12 protein-coding genes are annotated in these 16,920 nt (G+C 75.3%); 8 read left to right on the plus strand and 4 right to left on the minus strand.

Annotation, left to right across the window (positions count from 1 at the left end; all coding sequences use genetic code 11):
• Positions 1 to 36 precede the first annotated feature (36 nt).
• The 7 genes from moeZ to ACFOVU_RS14835 all read left to right on the plus strand — a co-directional run bounded on the left by moeZ (position 37) and on the right by ACFOVU_RS14835 (position 9,574).
• On the plus strand, positions 37 to 1,215 hold the full coding sequence (moeZ, locus tag ACFOVU_RS14805) for an adenylyltransferase/sulfurtransferase MoeZ (protein ID WP_378533940.1): 1,179 nt from the start codon (positions 37 to 39) through the stop codon (positions 1,213 to 1,215).
• Positions 1,216 to 1,362: 147 nt separating this feature from the next.
• On the plus strand, positions 1,363 to 1,725 hold the full coding sequence (locus tag ACFOVU_RS14810; protein WP_378533942.1) for an SPW repeat protein: 363 nt from the start codon (positions 1,363 to 1,365) through the stop codon (positions 1,723 to 1,725).
• A 28-nt stretch (positions 1,726 to 1,753) separates the two neighbouring features.
• Positions 1,754 to 2,077, plus strand: a complete 324-nt coding sequence (locus ACFOVU_RS14815) for an MGMT family protein (protein ID WP_378533944.1) — start codon at positions 1,754 to 1,756, stop codon at positions 2,075 to 2,077.
• 143 nt (positions 2,078 to 2,220) lie between these two features.
• Complete coding sequence (locus ACFOVU_RS14820) at positions 2,221 to 5,460, plus strand: ATP-dependent helicase (protein WP_378534066.1); 3,240 nt, start codon at positions 2,221 to 2,223, stop codon at positions 5,458 to 5,460.
• Positions 5,461 to 5,479: 19 nt separating this feature from the next.
• Positions 5,480 to 8,944, plus strand: a complete 3,465-nt coding sequence (locus ACFOVU_RS14825) for an ATP-dependent helicase (protein ID WP_378533945.1) — start codon at positions 5,480 to 5,482, stop codon at positions 8,942 to 8,944.
• Between the two features lie 94 nt (positions 8,945 to 9,038).
• Complete coding sequence (locus ACFOVU_RS14830; RefSeq protein WP_378533947.1) at positions 9,039 to 9,284, plus strand: type II toxin-antitoxin system Phd/YefM family antitoxin; 246 nt, start codon at positions 9,039 to 9,041, stop codon at positions 9,282 to 9,284.
• Positions 9,285 to 9,442: 158 nt separating this feature from the next.
• Positions 9,443 to 9,574: a hypothetical protein gene (locus ACFOVU_RS14835; protein WP_378533949.1), complete on the plus strand. Its 132-nt coding sequence runs from the start codon at positions 9,443 to 9,445 to the stop codon at positions 9,572 to 9,574.
• A gap of 5 nt (positions 9,575 to 9,579) precedes the next feature.
• Here ACFOVU_RS14835 and ACFOVU_RS14840 read toward each other — a convergent pair whose 3' ends face one another.
• From ACFOVU_RS14840 to ACFOVU_RS14855, 4 genes are all read right to left on the minus strand, one after another.
• On the minus strand, positions 9,580 to 10,710 hold the full coding sequence (locus ACFOVU_RS14840; protein WP_378533951.1) for a hypothetical protein: 1,131 nt from the start codon (positions 10,708 to 10,710) through the stop codon (positions 9,580 to 9,582).
• Between the two features lie 192 nt (positions 10,711 to 10,902).
• Positions 10,903 to 11,826 (minus strand): alpha/beta hydrolase, encoded by a 924-nt coding sequence (locus tag ACFOVU_RS14845; protein WP_378533953.1) that lies wholly within the window; start codon positions 11,824 to 11,826, stop codon positions 10,903 to 10,905.
• Between the two features lie 182 nt (positions 11,827 to 12,008).
• Entirely contained in the window at positions 12,009 to 12,656 is a 648-nt protein-coding gene (locus ACFOVU_RS14850; protein WP_378533955.1) for a response regulator, read from the minus strand.
• Between the two features lie 21 nt (positions 12,657 to 12,677).
• The gene (locus tag ACFOVU_RS14855; protein WP_378533957.1) at positions 12,678 to 15,119 is read right to left on the minus strand and encodes a histidine kinase; all 2,442 of its coding nucleotides are present in this window, start codon (positions 15,117 to 15,119) and stop codon (positions 12,678 to 12,680) included.
• Positions 15,120 to 15,455: 336 nt separating this feature from the next.
• Here ACFOVU_RS14855 and ACFOVU_RS14860 point away from each other — a divergent pair, with 336 nt between their 5' ends.
• Positions 15,456 to 16,913, plus strand: a complete 1,458-nt coding sequence (locus tag ACFOVU_RS14860; RefSeq protein WP_378533959.1) for a M20/M25/M40 family metallo-hydrolase — start codon at positions 15,456 to 15,458, stop codon at positions 16,911 to 16,913.
• The last annotated feature ends 7 nt before the right edge of the window (positions 16,914 to 16,920 follow it).

Genomic DNA, 16,920 nt, shown 5'->3' on the forward strand with positions numbered 1-16,920 from the left:
GGACGTGGCGCCATCAAGGAAATCCGAGGAGCTGCTGTGTCGCTGCCGCCGCTGGTCGAACCAGCCGATGAGCTGACCGTCGACGAGGTGCGCCGCTACTCTCGTCACCTGATCATCCCCGACGTGGGCATGGACGGCCAGAAGCGCCTGAAGAACGCCAAGGTCCTGGTGGTGGGGGCGGGCGGCCTCGGCTCACCCGCGCTGCTGTACCTGGCCGCCGCGGGCGTGGGCACGCTCGGGATCATCGACTTCGACGTGGTCGACGAATCCAACCTCCAGCGCCAGATCATCCACGGTCAGAGCGATGTCGACCGCCCCAAGGCGGTCTCCGCCCGCGACTCCATCCGCGAGACCAACCCGTTCGTCGAGGTCGTGCTGCACGAGGAGCGGCTCGACTCCGACAACGTCTTCCGCATCTTCGAGCCCTACGACCTGATCGTCGACGGCACCGACAACTTCGCCACCCGGTACCTGGTCAACGACGCCGCCGTGCTCTTGGGCAAGCCCTACGTCTGGGGGTCGATCTACCGGTTCGACGGCCAGGCGTCGGTCTTCTGGTCCGAGCACGGGCCCTGCTACCGCTGCCTCTACCCCGAGCCCCCGCCGCCCGGAATGGTGCCCTCGTGCGCCGAGGGCGGCGTGCTGGGCGTGCTCTGCGCGTCCATCGGCTCCATCCAGGTCAACGAGGCCATCAAGCTGCTCGCCGGGTTCGGCGAACCGCTCGTGGGCCGGCTCATGATCTACGACGCCCTGGAGATGTCCTACCGCACGGTCAAGGTCCGCAAGGACCCCGAGTGCCCTCTGTGCGGCAAGAACCCCACGATCACCGAGCTGATCGACTACGAGGCGTTCTGCGGGACGGTCTCGGAGGAGGCCCAGGAGGCCGCCGCCGGGTCCACCATCACCCCGGCCGAGCTGAAGAAGAAGATGGACGACGGCGACGACTTCCTCCTCGTCGACGTCCGCGAGAAGAACGAGTTCGAGATCGTCCGGATCCCGGGCTCGGTGCTCATCCCCAAGGGGGAGTTCCTCAACGGCGAGGCGTTCGCCAAGCTGCCGCAGGACAAGCAGATCGTGCTGCACTGCAAGTCCGGCGGCCGCTCCGCTGAGGCGCTGGCCGCGCTCAAGCGCGCGGGGTTCGCCGACGCCGTCCACGTGGGCGGCGGCGTCCTGGGCTGGGTCCACCAGGTCGACCCGAGCCTGCCGACCTACTAGCCGCCACACGACCACAGGGGCCGCCGCGGCCGACCGCGGCGGCCCCTTCGGCGTGCCCGCGCCCGGCAGGCGAACCCGGTGGTGAGATGTGTGTCACATCGGGTAGGAGGGGGATGAGCGTTCGCTGAGCGCACCGGGAGGTACGTCATGAAGCCGGTGAAGTCGACCGCACGCTGGGACGATTGGGCGGCCCTCGCCGCCGGGCTGATCGTCGCCGTCAGCTGGCTCTGGCACCAGACGATCGGGCCGCCCACGGCGGCGCTGTTCCTCCTCGGGGTCGCCGCCGTGTTCATGGCGGTCCTGGCCCTGACCCACCCCGAGCTCATCGCCACCGAAGCCGTGATGATCGTCGTCGGCCTCGCGATCTTCATCGCCCCGTGGGCCCTGGGGTTCACCGGGGTGGCGCCCATGGCGTGGACCGGGTGGATCCTGGGCGCGGTGATCGTCGCCCTTGGCGCGGTCGGGCTGCCGCGCGCGATCGCGCTGCACCGGCGGCCCGTGCCCCACTGACCGCGCCCGGGGTCGGTAGCCTCGTGCCATGCCCCGGCCCGACGCGCACCCCACCGAGTACGCCGAACGCGTGCTGGACCTCGTCGAGCGCATCCCGCCCGGCCGGGTGATGTCCTACGGCGACATCGCCGAACTCCTCGGCGAAGGCGGGCCGCGCCAGGTCGGCGCGGTCATGTCCGCCTGGGGCGGCGGGGTCCCGTGGTGGCGGGTCCTGCGCGCCGACGGCACGCCGCCGCCCGGCCACGAGGTGCGCGCACGCGAGAACTTCGCGGCCGAGGCCACCCCGATGCGCGGCGGCACCGGCCGCGTCGACATGCGACGCGCCCGCTGGGCGGGCCCCGGCGCCGAGTGACCGCGCAGGTCCGGCCGGTGATGTGACCGGCCGCACGCCCCCCGCGGGACCGGCTCCCGAGGGGCGCAAGCGGCGGGTGGCGTCCCGGTGCGCCGCGATCATCTGGTGAACTTGGCGGAGTGAGCCCATCCCCGTACCGACTCGTGCGGCGCGTGCACCGCGAGGTGCCGCCGCCCGTGCTCGATGCCGACCAGCAGAGCGTGGTCGACCATGGGGGCGGGCCGCTGCTGGTCCTCGCCGGGCCGGGCACCGGCAAGACCACCACCATCGTCGAAGCCGTGGTCGACCGCATCGAGAACCGCGGGATCGACCCCTCCCGGGTCCTCGTGCTCACCTTCAGCCGCAAGGCCGCCCAGGAGCTGCGCGAACGCATCACCGCACGGCTTCGCCGCACCACCCGCGAACCGCTCGCCCTCACCTTCCACAGCTACGCCTACGCCCTGATCCGCCGCGAGTTCCAGCGCCTGGGCGACGGCGCGCCGCGGCTGCTGTCGGGGCCCGAACAGCTCATGGAGATGCGCGAGCTCCTCGCGGGGGAGGCCGAGGACGGCGCGCCCATGTGGCCCGAGCGGCTGCGTCCGGCACTGCGCACCCGTGGCTTCGCCGAGGAGCTGCGCGACTTCCTCATGCGCGCCCAGGAGCGCGGGTACGACTCCGCCGAGCTGGACCGTCTGGGGCGCGCCCACCGGCGCGACGACTGGGTGGCGGTCGGCGACTTCCTGGACCGGTACACCGGGCGGTTCGATGTCGCGCCGGTGCCCACGTTCAACTATGCCGAGCTGGTGCGGGTCGCCGCCAACCTGCTCAACGACCCCCAGGTGCAGGCGCGCGAGCGGGCGGCGCGCGAGGCCGTGTTCGTCGACGAGTACCAGGACACCGACCCTGCCCAGGAGGAGCTGCTGCGCGCGCTGGCGGGCGACGGCCGCGACCTCGTCGTCGTGGGCGACCCCGACCAGTCGATCTACGGGTTCCGGGGGGCCGACGTCCGCGGGATCCTCGACTTCCCCGAGCGCTTCCCCGCGGCCGGCGGCGCGCCCGCTCCGGTGGTCGCGCTGCGGACCTGCCGCCGCAGCGGCACCGCTCTGCTGGCGGCCTCGCGCGGGGTGGCCCGGCGGCTGCCCGCAGCACCCGCCCCGGGCGGGGGCCCCGTGAACGCCCACCGCGCGCTGGAGCCCGTTGCCGACGCGCCCGGGGGAGACGTCCAGGTGCTGCTGGCCGAGAGCCCGGCGCAGGAGGCCGCCGTCGTCGCCGACACCCTGCGGCGCGCCCACCTGATCGACGGGGTGCCGTGGTCGCGCATGGCGGTGCTGGTCCGCTCCGCCAGCCGCCAGGTCCCCGTGCTGCGCAGGGCGCTGGCCGCAGCGGGGGTGCCGGTCGTGGTCGGCGGCGACGAGCTCCCGCTGGCCGCCGAGCCCCTGGTGCGCCCCCTGCTGCTGCTCATCCGGTGCGCGCTGCGCCCCGGTGCGCTCGACGCCGACACCGCCCGCGAACTGCTGGTGAGCCCGTTCGGCGACGCCGATGCGGTGCGGCTGCGCCGGCTGGGCCGGGCGCTGCGCCGCCTCGACCTCGACGTCCGCGCGGCGCGGCGCCGCATGGCGGCCGAGCGTGCCGGGACCGCCGCGGATGAGCCCGCCGGGGACGGGCCGGGCACCGCGCCGGAGCCGGACACCGGCGACCCCGACGACGACGGCGCCGGTGCGCGCACCGCCGGGGACCTGCTGGCCGCGGCGCTGCGCGACCCCCGCGAGCTGACCCTCGTCGACCCCGATGTGGCCGCGCCCGCCCGGCGCATCGCCGGGTACCTGCGGCTGATCTCCGACCGGGCCGCGGCCGGTGCCTCGGCCGAGGACGTGCTGTGGGAGGTCTGGCGCGCCAGCGGCCTGTCCGACCGGCTGCTGGCCGCGGCCCAGGCTGGCGGCGGGCGCGGCGCGGCGGCCGACCGCGACCTCGACTCCGTCGTGGCGCTGTTCGAGAGCGCCGCGCGCTACTGCGACCGGCTGCCGCCGGGGGTGCCCGAAGGCTTCCTCGACGACCTGGAGGCCCAGGAGATTCCCGGCGACAGCCTGGCCGAGCGCGCCCCCGAGGGCGAGGCCGTGCGCATCCTCACCGCCCACCGGTCCAAGGGGCTGGAATGGGACCTCACCGTGGTGGCCGGGGTCCAGGAGGGCGACTGGCCCGACATGCGGCTGCGCGGGTCGCTGCTGGGCGTGGAGCAGCTGGTCGACACCGTGACCGGGTTCGCCGACAGCTCCGGGGCGGCCGTGGCCTCCAAGCTGCTCGACGAGGAGCGCCGGCTGTTCTACGTCGCCGTCACCCGGGCCCGGCGCTCCCTGGTCGTGACCGCGGTGGGCGGCGAGGACACCGAGGAGCGGCCGTCGCGCTTCCTCGCCGAGCTGGGCGCGGGCGAGCCCGAGCGGGTCAGCACCGGGCGCCGCTGGCTGTCCCTGCCGGCGCTCGTGGCCGACCTGCGGTCGGTGGTCACCGACCCCGCCCGGCCCGACCCGCTGCGCCGGGCGGCCGCCGCCCACCTGGCCCGGCTGGCCGACGAGGGGGTGCGGGGGGCCGACCCCGCGGAGTGGTACGCGCTGACCCGCTTCTCCGACGACCGCCCGCTGGTGGGCGACGACGGGACGATCCGGGTCTCGCCGTCGCAGGTCGAGCGGTTCACCACCTGCGAGCTGCGCTGGCTGCTGGAGAACGCGGCGGGCGCGTCCTCGATGGAGATGTCCTCGGCGCTGGGCAGCATCGTGCACGCGGTCGCGGTCCTGGTCGCCGAGGGCGCGGGCATGGAGGACGTCCGGCTGCGGATGGACGAGATCTGGTCGGAGCTGGACTTCGGCGGGCCCTGGTTCGCGGGCAAGGAGCGCGAGCGCGCCGACGAGATGGTGCGCAAGCTCATCTCCTGGCACGAGCGCAACGACCGCGAACTGGTCGTCACCGAGGAGGGGTTCAAGGTCGACATCGGCGGCATCGAGATCACCGGCCGGGTCGACCGCCTGGAGCGCGACGGCCAGGGCCGCGCCGTGATCGTCGACATCAAGACCGGCGGCAGCCGGCCCAAGGACGACGAGCTGGCGCGCCATCCGCAGCTCGGCGTCTACCAGCTCGCCGTGCTGCGCGCCGCGTTCGCCAAGTTCGGCCTGACCGAGCCCGGCGGCGCGGAACTGGTCCAGGTCGGCAAGGCCGCCACCGCCAAGGCCGCCCGCGAGCAGGGGCAGCGCCCCCTGGGCGACGACCCCGACCCCGAGTGGTCGGACCGGCTCGTCCGGGACGTGGCCGACGGTATGTCGGGGTCGCGCTTCCAGGCGGTGCGCAACCCCTTCTGCGACTCCTGCGCGGTCCGGTCCAGCTGCCCCGCCCACGACGAAGGGAAGCGCGTGTGACCCCCTCGCACGCCCTAGGATGCGATCCCACCCCGGCCCCCGCCGGGGACGTGCAGGCAAGGAGCCCCAGGTGACAGCGAGCGAACAGGCGCCCCCCGAGGCCCCCGCGCCGCGCCGCGCCCTCACCCCGGCCGAACTCGCCCGGATGCTCGGCCAGCCCGAGCCGACCGCCGAACAGGCCGCGGTGATCTCCGCGCCGCTGGGCCCGGGGGTGGTGGTCGCCGGAGCCGGCTCGGGCAAGAGCGAGACCATGGCGGGGCGCGTCGTGTGGCTCGTGGCCAACGGCCACGTGCGGCCCGAGCACGTGCTCGGCCTCACCTTCACCCGCAAGGCGGCGTCGGAGCTGGCCGAGCGCGTGCGCCGCCGCCTCGACCAGCTGCGCGCCACCGAACAGGTCCCCGCCGACGTCCTCGACGCCGACCCCACGGTCGCCACCTACAACTCCTACGCCGCGCGGCTGGTGGGCGACCACGCGCTGCGCGAGGCGGTCGAGCCGTCGACCCGCCTCATCAGCCCCGGCCAGGCGTACCAGCTCGCCACCCGGATCGTGGGCGGCTACGACGGCCCCATGGACGCCGTCACCGTCGGGCCGCGCACGGTGACCGACCGGGTGCTGGAGCTGGCCGGGGAGCTGGCCGACCACCTGCGCACCCCCGACGACGTGCGCGGCGTGGGCCGGTGGATCGCCGACCAGGTCAAAGCGCTGCCCCGCAAGCCCGTCAAGGAGACCCGCGACCTGATCGCCACCCAGCGCAAGCGCGAGCAGCTGCTGCCGCTGGTCGAGCGCTACACCGCCGCCAAGGCCCAGCGCGAGGTCATGGACTACGGCGACCAGGTCGCACTGGCCGCGCGCATCGCCACCCGCCACCCCGAGGTGGGGATGGTCGAGCAGAGCCGGTACCGCGTCGTATTACTCGACGAGTACCAGGACACCAGCCACGCCCAGCTGCTCCTGCTGCGCGCGCTCTTCGGCGGCGGGCACCCGGTCACCGCGGTCGGCGACCCCTGCCAGTCGATCTACGGCTGGCGCGGCGCCAGCTCCGGCAACCTCACCAGCTTCCCCACCGACTTCCCCGAGGCCCCGGGGCGGCCGGCGCCGGTGCGCCGGCTCGCCACCAGCTTCCGCAACGGCGAACGCGTGCTCGACGTCGCCAAGCGGCTGTCGGGGCCGCTGCGCGAGGAGGCCGACTACGTCCCGGTCCTCTACCCCGGGCCCGCGCGCCGCGGGCGCGGCACGGTGGCCTGCGCGCTCTTCGCCACCGAGACCGAGGAGGCGGCGTGGATCGCCGCCACCGTCGACGCCGCCCTGTCCCAGGCCGGCCACCTCGCCCCCGACGGCATCGCGTGGCCCTCGGGCGAAGGGGGCGCGGCGATCGGCCCCGGCGACGTCGCCGTGCTGTGCCGCAAGCGGTCCCAGTTCCCCGCGCTGCGCGAGGCGCTGGAGGCGCGCGGCATCCCCGTCGAGGTCGTGGGGCTGGGCGGACTGATGACCGTGCCCGAGGTGCGCGACATCGTCGCCACCCTGCGCGTGGTGCACGACGCCACCGCGGGCAACGAGCTGGCCCGGCTGCTGACCGGACCCCGCTGGCGGCTGGGCCCGCGCGACCTCGTCGCCCTCGGCGAGCGCGCCGCCGAACTCGCCAAGGAGACCCGGCGCGACCTCACGGGCGATGCGCCCGACCCCGGCGACGACGGCACCGAGGACCTGCTGCGCCGCACCGTCCTGGACCTGACCGCCGAGAGCGGCAGCCTGGTCGACGCGCTCGACGACCTCGGGCCGGCCGACCGCTACTCGGCCACGGGCTACGAGCGCCTGGCGGCCATCGCCGACGAGCTGCGCGCCCTGCGCCGCCAGGCCGGCCAGCCGCTGCCCGACCTGGTCAGCGAGATCGAACGCACCCTCGGCCTGGACATCGAGGTGGGCGCGCGCACCGGCCGCGACCCGGTGGCGGCCCGCGCCGACCTCGACGCGTTCCTCGACGCCGCCGTCCGCTTCGTCGGCAACAGCGACGACCCCACGCTCGGCATGTTCCTGAACTACCTGCGCTCGGCCGAGGACGCCGAGAAGGGGCTGGAGCCCGGAGAGCGGGTCGGCGGCAGCGACACCGTCAAGCTCATGACCGTGCACGCCGCCAAAGGGCTGCAATGGCCGCTGGTGGTCGTCCCGGGGCTGTCGGGCGGGACCACCTCGCCGGTCTTTCCCACCAAGGCCCGCGACGCGGGCGGCTGGGTGTCCAAGGAGCAGAAGCTGCCCTTCCCGCTGCGCGGCGACGCCGCCGGCCTGCCGCGGCTGGCCGGCGTGGACAAGGCGGCCATCGCCGACTTCGTCGCCGCCGACCGCGCCCGGCACCGGATGGAGGAGCGGCGGCTCGCCTACGTCGCGGTCACCCGCGCATCGTTCGCGCTGGTGTGCACCGGGCACTGGTGGGGGCGCAGCAGCACGGCCAAGCGGGGGCCGTCGGACTTCCTGGAGGAGATCCGCGAGGCGTGCACGGCCGGCGCCGGGCGGGTCGCCCAGTGGGCGCCCCCGCCGGAGGAGGGCGACGCCAACCCGCAGACGGCCGAGACCGTCCCGGTCGCCTGGCCGCAGCCCCCCGAGGAGTACGAGGACGCGGCCGCGCGCCGCTACCGCGAGATCGTGGAGGGCGCCGAACTGGTGACGAGGGCACGTGCCCGTAGAGGATCGGCAGAGGGGGAGACGGCGCCCGCGGACAGCGAGGGCCGCAGGTGGCTGGAGCTGCTGGACCGCGCGACCGTGCCCGCGTCCATGCGCCGCCGCCTCGACGGCTGGGCGCGCGACACCGACCTGCTCCTCGCGCACCGCGATGCCCGCACGGGGCCCGGCGACGGTGCGATCGCCGTCGAGCTGCCCGCCCATCTGTCGGTGTCGTCCCTGGTCACGCTGGCGCGCGACCCTTCGGCGCTGGCCCGCCAGATCCGCCGGCCGCTGCCCCGCCCGCCCGCGCCGCACACCCGGCGCGGCACCGCCTTCCACGCGTGGCTGGAGCAGCGCTTCGGCCAGCAGAGCCTCCTCGTCCCCGACGAGCTGCCCGGCGCGGCCGACGACGGCGCCGGGGGCGACGAGGACCTGGCCGAGCTCCAGCGCCGGTTCGAGGACAGCGCGTGGGGCGGGCGCACACCGCTCGACGTCGAGGTCCCGTTCGAGACCATCATCGGCGACCGGCTGGTCCGCGGCCGGATGGACGCCGTGTTCGACGACGCCGGGGACGGCCACTACGACGTCGTCGACTGGAAGACGGGCCGCCCGCCCGAGAACGCCCGTGAGCGGCGCGCGGTCGCGGTCCAGCTCGCGGCCTACCGGCTGGCCTGGGCCGACCTCGCGGGCGTCCCCCTCGACCGCGTCCGCGCCGCCTTCCACTACGTCCGCGCGGACGCCACCGTGCGCCCCACCGACCTCCTGGACGCGGAGGGTCTGGCCGCCCTGGTGGCGGCGGTCCCGGAGGCGCCCGGCCGCGAGGGGTGACGCCGATCAGGCAGCAGTAAGGGGCTTGGGTGAAGTCTCTCCAACCCCTTCTACGGATGGTTGGATATCCGGTACCGGTTCGAAGGGGGGAGTGATGACGATCACCGCATCCGAGGCCCGCAAGAGCCTCCTTTCACTCATAGAGCAGGTCAATGATGACCGTGCACCCGTGGAGATCACCTCGCGCAAGGGGGACGCCGTACTGATCTCTCGCGAGGACTATGAGGCGCTGGAGGAGACCGCACACCTGCTGCGCTCCCCGGCCAATGCGCGGCGCCTGCTCGAGAGCCTGGTGCAGGCCCAGAGCGGGGAGCGCCACGAGTACCCGCTCTCGCGGTAGGGGGTCCTCCTCTCAACGAGGGGGACGACCGCACACTGGTTCCACTACGGGTGAGACGAACGGCAGAGGGGCGACTCCGTCTCCAGGGGGTGTCATCGAGCCAACGGCCGGGGACCCTGTACCGACAAGGTTTGGGGCGCGATAGGGGACGGATCGACGTGGACGAGGACCACGAAGCGGTGCTGGACGAACATGACGCGCGCATCGCCGAGCAGCGGCTGGCCGATATCGAGGCCGGCCGTTCGTCGGTGATCCCCCTCGACAGGGTCGAGCGGGCGCTTGGGCTGTGACCCCGTCACGCCGTGAGGGTGTGGACCCCGGGCGGGGGGCCCGGGGCGGCGGGGGTGGTGAAGGTGGCGGGGAAGGCCACGGCGTCGCCGACGCGGAGGAGGTCGACGGGGACGTCGTTGGCCAGAACGCGTTCGGCTCCGGTGTCGCGGCAGGTGACCGTGACCGGTTCGGCGGCCAGCTCCGGCCGTGGCCAGGGCCGGTCCCACCCGGTCTCCAGGGGCACCACCGCGACGTCGCCCGGCGCGGCGTCGCCGATCCACTCGCCACCGGCGACAACGGCCAGGGCCCGCCCGTAGTGGTGCTTGACGTCGAGCACCCGGGTCAGGAACCAGCCGCAGCAGGGCTCCGGCGGACCCGACGGGGTGACCCGCAGCGTCTCCCCGGGGGCCGCCAGCCGTGAGAGCAGCGACCCGTATTGCCGCCAGTCGAACCCGGTGCTCCATCTGCCCGCCCCGGGCGCGGGGGCACCGCCGACGATCGCGTACTGGGGGCGGGCGATGCCGAACATCGAACTCCACGGGCGCAGCGCATCCAGCATCTCCTTGGCCAGCCGGCCGAGGGTCCGCGCATCGGGCCGGTCGGCGGTGCCCGTGCTGAACCCCAGCGGCCGCACGAGGGTGGACCCGTCCAGGATCTCGGCGCACTCCACGAGCGCCGCGGGGTCCATGCCGACGGGGGCGGCGGCCGTGCCGCCGCCCGACCCCTCGGGTGGGTCGACCCGCAGCAGGACGTCCACCCCGCGGCCCGCGTACCGGGCGGCCAGCAGGATGAGGCGCAGCTCCTCGGGGCTGTCGACGTGCAGCGCAGCGTTTCCGGCGGCCACGGCGGCGGTGATCTCCTCACGGGTCTTCCCGGGGCCGCGCAGCGCCGCGCGGGCGGCGGGGCGCTCCCGGCGGACGGCGCCCAGGCCGTCGGCCGAGACCACCTCGAACCCGGACGCGTGGCGGGCGAGCGCCGAGACCGCGCCCGGGGGAGGGTCGTGCAGGCTGAAGTACAGCTCCACCGACGGGGGCAGGCTGTCGCGCAGGGCCCGGCCGCGGGCGTCGAGGCGGGGGAGGTCGTAGACCCGGACGGGCAACTGGTCGGGGGTGAGGGTGAGGGCGTGCTCGTGGACGCGCTTGGGCAACTCGATCATGGGGGGCTCCTACAGCGCAGCACGGAAGCGGTGGCCACTCACCCATATCACCCGATCCGGGACGCCCAGTGCCCGGCATGCTCCGCCGTCCCGGCGGTGGCGCCCGGCCGGCCCGCGGCCCGCCCCTATCCCCCCTGATCGGGCCCCTGGAGGGGCCGAAATCCGCTCTCCCGCGGCGCGCGGCGCCCCCGGTCACCCGGTCGGCGACGCGCCCGCGTGGGGCCCGGCGGCCAGGTGCCCGGACCGGGACGGGGCCACCGTCGCGGGCCGGGCGCCGTGCGGGCGCGTGCCCAGGGCGATGGCGGCGGTGGTGGTGAGGGCGGCGCTGCCCGGCGTGTAGTACTGGTCGTGCCCGCTGACGGCGCCCGCGGGGAAGGTGGTCGCGCCGAAGGCGGAGCGCATCGGATCGCCGCCGAGGCCGTAGGGCCCCAGCCGGAACGAGGGCACGAAGCGGATCCAGTCGTCGGCGGCGCGGGTGGCCCACACCCGCGCGCGGATCCCGCCGGCGTCGCGCACGCCCATGCCCGGGCTGGCCAGGGCCACGACGTCGTCGGCGACACTGGGCTCGCGCGCGGCCAGGCCGCACACCGTGCTGCCGTAGCTGTGGCACACGAGCGTGGTGTGGGCGGAATCGGGGATCCAGTGCCGGGTGAACCGTGCGAGTTCGGCCGCGCCCAGGCGGGCACGCGTGGAGCTGATGGCGTCACTGCCGAGGTTCTGCGGGGGCTGGTAGCCCAGCCACACCACAACGGCGACGGCGCGGTCCGGGAGCTGCGCGCGCATCGCCTTATAGAGGGCGCGCCCGTTGTCGAGCGGGACCGTCCCGGGGTGCGCGTCGGAGTGGCGGAAGTTCTCGCGGTTCTGCCCGCTGCCGGGGACCACGATCGCCACGTCGTCGGCCGTGTCCAGGTCGCCGATGACCTCCACCACGCGTCCCGTCCCCGCGGGGTCGTCGGCGAGCAGGAGGTGCCCGTCCACCTCCGTCTGCTCGTAGTGCAGCGGCGCGACCGGCCGCGCCGAGTCGGCGCGGGCCGGCAGGGGGCCGCCGGCCGCGCCAGCGAGCGCGGCGGCGGCCAGGGCGGTACCGGTGAGCAGTGCGGGGAGCCGTTGCGTCATGGGCCATGACGCTACGAACGGGCCACCGCCGGACACATCGCCATGGAGAGGGACACCGGGGCCAGCCCCTCAGGGGGATGAGCGAAGCCCCGGCCGGGCGACCGGCGGCGTGCGGGGCGCCCGGATGCGCGGGGCGCGCTGACGAGCGGGGGAGACCGGCGGCGTGCGGGGCACCTGCGGGCTCAGATGAGGCCGTTCTCGTAGGCGAACACCACGGCCTGGGTGCGGTCGCGCAGGTCCAGCTTGGTGAGGACCCGGCCGACATGGGTCTTCACCGTCTGTTCGGCGAGGAACAGCTCCTCGGCGATCTCGGCATTGGACAGGCCCCGGGCGATCTGGCGCAGGACGTCGGTCTCGCGCGGGGTGAGGTCGGCGAACGCCTGCGGCCGGGCGTGGATGCGCTCGCGGCGCCGCTTGGCGATGTCGGCGATCAGCCGCCGGGTGACCGACGGCGCGAGGAGCGCGTCGCCCGCCGCCACCACGCGCACCGCCGCGCGCAGGTCCTCCACCGGGGCGTCCTTGAGCAGGAAGCCGCTGGCCCCGGCGCCGAGGGCCTCGTAGACGTACTCGTCGAGGTCGAACGTCGTGAGCACGAGCACGCGCGGGCCGCCGTCGGCGCCGGCCGCCTCGGTGATCTCACGGGTGGCGGCCAGGCCGTCCATGACGGGCATGCGGACGTCCATGACCACGACATCGGGGCGGTGCTCCCGGGCGAGGCCGACCGCCTCGCGGCCGTTGGCCGCCTGGGCGACGACGTCGATGTCGGGGGCGGCGTCGAGAAGGGTGGCGATGCCGTCGCGGACCATGGCCTGGTCATCGGCTACGATCACGGTTACCGGCACGCGACCACACTACTGTTCGTCGCCGAGCGGGAGGTCGGCGGTCACCTCGAAGCCGCCGTCGGGGAGCGGGGCTGCGCGGAGCCGGCCGCCCAGCATGGCGACCCGTTCGCGCATGCCCACCAGGCCGTGGCCGCCGGAGCCGAGGCCGGGGGTCGCGCCGGGGCGGGCATCGCCCGGGCGGGGGCCGTTGACGACCCGGACCGTCAGGAGGTCCCCTGTGCGCAGGAGGGACACCGACACCGCCGCCCCGGGGGCGTGCCGGCCCGCGTTGCTCAGCGACTCCTGCACGATCCGGTAGGCCGACAGGTCCACGGCCCCCGGCAGCCCGGCCGGGTCCGCTCGCTCCGCGACCGTGACCGCCATCCCCGCCTGGCGCGCCCCCGCCAGCAGGTCGTCCAGGTCCGCCAGCCCCGGCTGCGGCGCGCGCTCGGGGCGTTCGCCCTCGTCGCGCAGGAGGCCGACCACCCGGCGCATCTCCGCGAGCGCGTCGCGGGCGGCATCGCGGATCGCGTGCAGGGAGTCGGTGGCGCCGGGGCCCATCTCCGGGTACTTGTACGGCGCCGCCTCGGCCTGGATGGCGATCATCGACATGTGGTGCGAGACCACGTCGTGCAGCTCACGGGCGATCCGCGAGCGCTCCTCCAGTACCGCCTGGCGCGCCCGGTCCTCCCGGCGCAGCGCGCTCTCCCGGGCGAGCCGGCGCTGCGCGGCCCGCCGGCCGCCCACGTTGTAGCCCAGCAGCAGGACGCCCGCTACGACGGCGGCGAGCCAGGCGCTCTGCGCCACCGGGGTGCCGGCGATCACAGAGGCGGCGACGGTGTCCATCCCCGCTGTGACCACGCCCACTCCGACGGTGGTCCACCCCGGGTGCGCGGCCGCCACCGCGTAGAGCACAACGGGCAGCGCGAGCAGCGCCGCCACCGGCCACGGCCACAGGTCGGTGGGCGGGGAGCCGGCCGTGCCCACCGCGATCAGGATCGCGAAGACCGCCCCCGCGGTGAGCCGCCACGTGAGCAGCGGCGCATACGGCAGCAGCGCGAACGGCAGGCCCGCGGCGCACCCGAGCAGCACCGACGCCGTCACGGGCACACCGTGGAAGAACACGAGCTGGACCGCGACCAGCGCGGCCAGGCCGCCCGACACCGTCGCCAGCAGGCCCCACGCCGCGATCTCGCGCCCCGACAGGGGCACCGGCCCCCCGCCGTCGTCCTCGGGAATCGGCTCGTCCTCGCGCGGGAGCACCAGCCACAGCACCGCATAGGCGGGCACCCCCAGCGGCAGGAGCAGCACGAACGCGGCGCGCAGGGCGATCAGCGCGCCCCTCGACCCCCGCGACAGCGCCCGGCAGACCCCCGCCACCGCCCGGCCCCGCAGTGGGCGCCGCGGCCCGCCCAGCAGTCGCAGCGGCCCGCCGGGGCGGCGCACCGGCGCCCCCCACACGGCGTCGATCACGCCGTCGATAACGGGGACCGAGGTGCGCCGTCCGGCGACGTCACCGGGGCGGGCGATATAGGTCGCGGTGGCGGGCCGGCGCAGGCGCGCGTTCGCGCCGAGGAACAGGGCCGCGACGAGCAGCAGGACCGACCACAGCGCCTCTCCCGCCCGCGCTCCCGGGATCGTCGCGCACGCGATCACCATGAGCACGCTGCACGCGCCCACGCCGTAGACGATCCGTCGCTCGTACTGGGCGGCGAGCGCGTAGAGGACGACGAGGTAGGCCAGCAGGGCCACGGACTCGAACGGCATCACGAGCGCTTGGAACGTGGGGACCAGGAGATGCAGGACGAGCGTCGCCAGCGTCATGAGCCGCCACGTCAGCAGGGGGGAAGCGGGCAGAAGGAACAGGGGTGCGCCCAGGGCGGCCCCGACGGAGAGGTGGACGGCCATGAGGAGACCGCCGACCTCGGGCACGACCGGTACGGGGCTGCCGCGGAACCGCGCCTGTGCGCCGGGGTCGGCCGGCGAGGGATCCCTCAGCAGGCCCGAGTCGGCGAACGGGGTCAGGGAGGCGGCCTCCAGCTCGGTCCTGGTGGTGAGGGCGATGATGATGACGACGACCCCCAGGAAGAGCTGCCGGTTGGCGAGCTCGCGGCCGTGCACCACGGGCCTGCCCGCGGCCCGCACCAGCCAGAACACCGGGTACAGCACGGCGGGCGCCAGCGTCAGGACGAACAGCAGGCGCACCCGTCGCACCTCGGCGCCGCGGCGCGCCGCGATCCTCGCGCACACACCGCCCAGCACCGCCCGCGGAGCGGCCGCACCCCCACCGGCCCCCTCAGGGGGCGGCGGCAGGCGCCGCGCAAGCCCGCCCGTGGGACGCCACACCACGTCGGAGACGACGCTGCCGATCCATCCCCCGGTGGCGCTCCCGCGCACCGGCGTGCCGTCCGCACCGCCGCCGTGCCCGCCCCCAGGCCCGTCAGGACCGGTGTCCCTGTCGTCGGCGGCCATCCCTCACCCGGATCGTCTCATCGTCGCGGCGCAGCCTGCCCGGGAGTGCCGCCCGGTGGCCCTCATCCTCGGGTACGCCCCCACTCTGCCGGGTCCGCGGCACGGCGGCGCTCCCCTCGACCGTAGCCCGCTCACGGAAGAGGCGGACAGGTACCTGAGGGGGAGGTCCGGGGTGGTCCCTGAGGGTGAGCGCGGCGGATGCCTCGCCGCGGCGCGCCGACGGTGTGCCCAGGGGCGGGGCCCGGCCGAGCGGGCGGTGTCCGCGTGCGCGGCGGGGGACCGGAGGTCCTAGGCTCGAGTGCGTCGGAGGACCACCGGGGAAGGGACCGCGGGCTGATGGACGTGCGCAGCTACATCGAGGACCGGCGTGACGAGTTCATCGGCGACCTCAAGGAGTGGCTGGCGATCCCCTCGATCTCCGCCGACCCCGGCCACGGCGCCGACGTCCGCCGGTCCGCCGCGTGGCTGGCCCGCCACCTGGAGGCCACCGGGTTCCCGGTCGTGGAGGTCTGGGAGACCCCCGGGCAGCCCGCCGTGTTCGCGGAGTGGCCCGCGGCCGACCCCGCCGCCCCCGTCGTCCTCGTCTACGGCCACCACGACGTCCAGCCGGTCGACCCCGTCGAGGAGTGGGAGACCGACCCCTTCGCCCCGGTCGAGCGCGGTGACCGGCTCATCGGCCGCGGCGCCTCCGACGACAAGGGCCAGGTCCTCTTCCACGCCCTGGGGCTGCGCGCCGCCCTCGCCGCCTCGGGCGCGGACGCGCCGCCGGTCACCCTCAAGCTCCTGGTCGAGGGCGAGGAGGAGTCCGGCTCCCCGCACTTCGCCGGCCTGCTCACCCGCAACCGCGACCGCCTGGCCTGCGACGTCGCGGTCATCTCCGACACCACCATGTGGGCCGCCGACACCCCGTCTATGTGCGTGGGGATGCGCGGCCTGACCGACGGGCAGATCGACGTGTACGGGGCAGGGACCGACCTGCACAGCGGATCCTTCGGCGGGGCAGTCCCCAACCCCGCCAAGGCGCTGGCCGGCCTCCTCTCGGGCATGCACGACGCCGATGGCCGGGTGGCGATCCCCGGCTTCCACGACGGCGTCGCCGAGGTCTCCGACGCCGAGCGCGCGCTCATCGCCAAGCTGCCCTTCGACGAGGCCGCATGGCTGCGCACCGCCGGGGGCAGCACGGCGACGGCCGGGGAGGCCGGGTACAGCACCCTGGAACGCGTCTGGGTGCGCCCCACCGCCGAGATCAACGGCATGTGGAGCGGGCACACCGGCGCCGGATCCAAGACGATCGTGCCCCGCTCCGCGCACGCCAAGGTGAGCTTCCGCCTCGTGCCCGGCCAGGAGCCACTGCACATCCAGGACCGGGTACGCGCCTACGTCGAGGCGAACCTGCCGCCCGGGCTGCGCGCCGAGGTGACGTTCACGGGGCCGGGCGTGCGCGCGTGCGCGTCCGACATCTCCGCCATCGTCGGCGGCGGCCCCGCTCCCGGCCCCGCGCCGGCGGCGGGCCGCATCGACGGCGGCACGGCCGTGCGCGCGGCCCGTGCCGCGATGGAGCGGGCCTTCGGGACCGAGGTACTGTTCACCCGCGAGGGCGGCAGCGGCCCCGAGGCCGACATCGCCGACATCCTCGGCGCCCCGCTGGTCTTCGTCGCCGTCGGGCTCGACGACGACCGCATCCACGCGCCCAACGAGAAGGTCGAGATCCCCCTGCTGCTCAAGGGGGCCGAAAGCGCGGCCCACCTCTGGGCGGAGCTGGGGCGCGCCCGCACCGGCTCCGCGGGCCGCTGAGCAGCAC

This window comes from Nocardiopsis sediminis (genome assembly GCF_042650565.1).
GTDB lineage: Bacteria > Actinomycetota > Actinomycetes > Streptosporangiales > Streptosporangiaceae > Nocardiopsis_B > Nocardiopsis_B sediminis.

What these genes read in the sequence shown, in the direction of transcription:
- ACFOVU_RS14845 (WP_378533953.1), bottom strand. Translation starts at nt 11,826, where the DNA reads ATGACGCAACGGCTCCCCGCACTGCTCACCGGTACCGCCCTGGCCGCC.
- ACFOVU_RS14830 (WP_378533947.1), top strand. Translation starts at nt 9,039, where the DNA reads ATGACGATCACCGCATCCGAGGCCCGCAAGAGCCTCCTTTCACTCATA.
- ACFOVU_RS14810 (WP_378533942.1), top strand. Translation starts at nt 1,363, where the DNA reads ATGAAGCCGGTGAAGTCGACCGCACGCTGGGACGATTGGGCGGCCCTC.
- ACFOVU_RS14825 (WP_378533945.1), top strand. Translation starts at nt 5,480, where the DNA reads ATGCGATCCCACCCCGGCCCCCGCCGGGGACGTGCAGGCAAGGAGCCC.
- ACFOVU_RS14815 (WP_378533944.1), top strand. Translation starts at nt 1,754, where the DNA reads ATGCCCCGGCCCGACGCGCACCCCACCGAGTACGCCGAACGCGTGCTG.
- ACFOVU_RS14860 (WP_378533959.1), top strand. Translation starts at nt 15,456, where the DNA reads ATGGACGTGCGCAGCTACATCGAGGACCGGCGTGACGAGTTCATCGGC.
- ACFOVU_RS14855 (WP_378533957.1), bottom strand. Translation starts at nt 15,119, where the DNA reads ATGGCCGCCGACGACAGGGACACCGGTCCTGACGGGCCTGGGGGCGGG.
- ACFOVU_RS14840 (WP_378533951.1), bottom strand. Translation starts at nt 10,710, where the DNA reads ATGATCGAGTTGCCCAAGCGCGTCCACGAGCACGCCCTCACCCTCACC.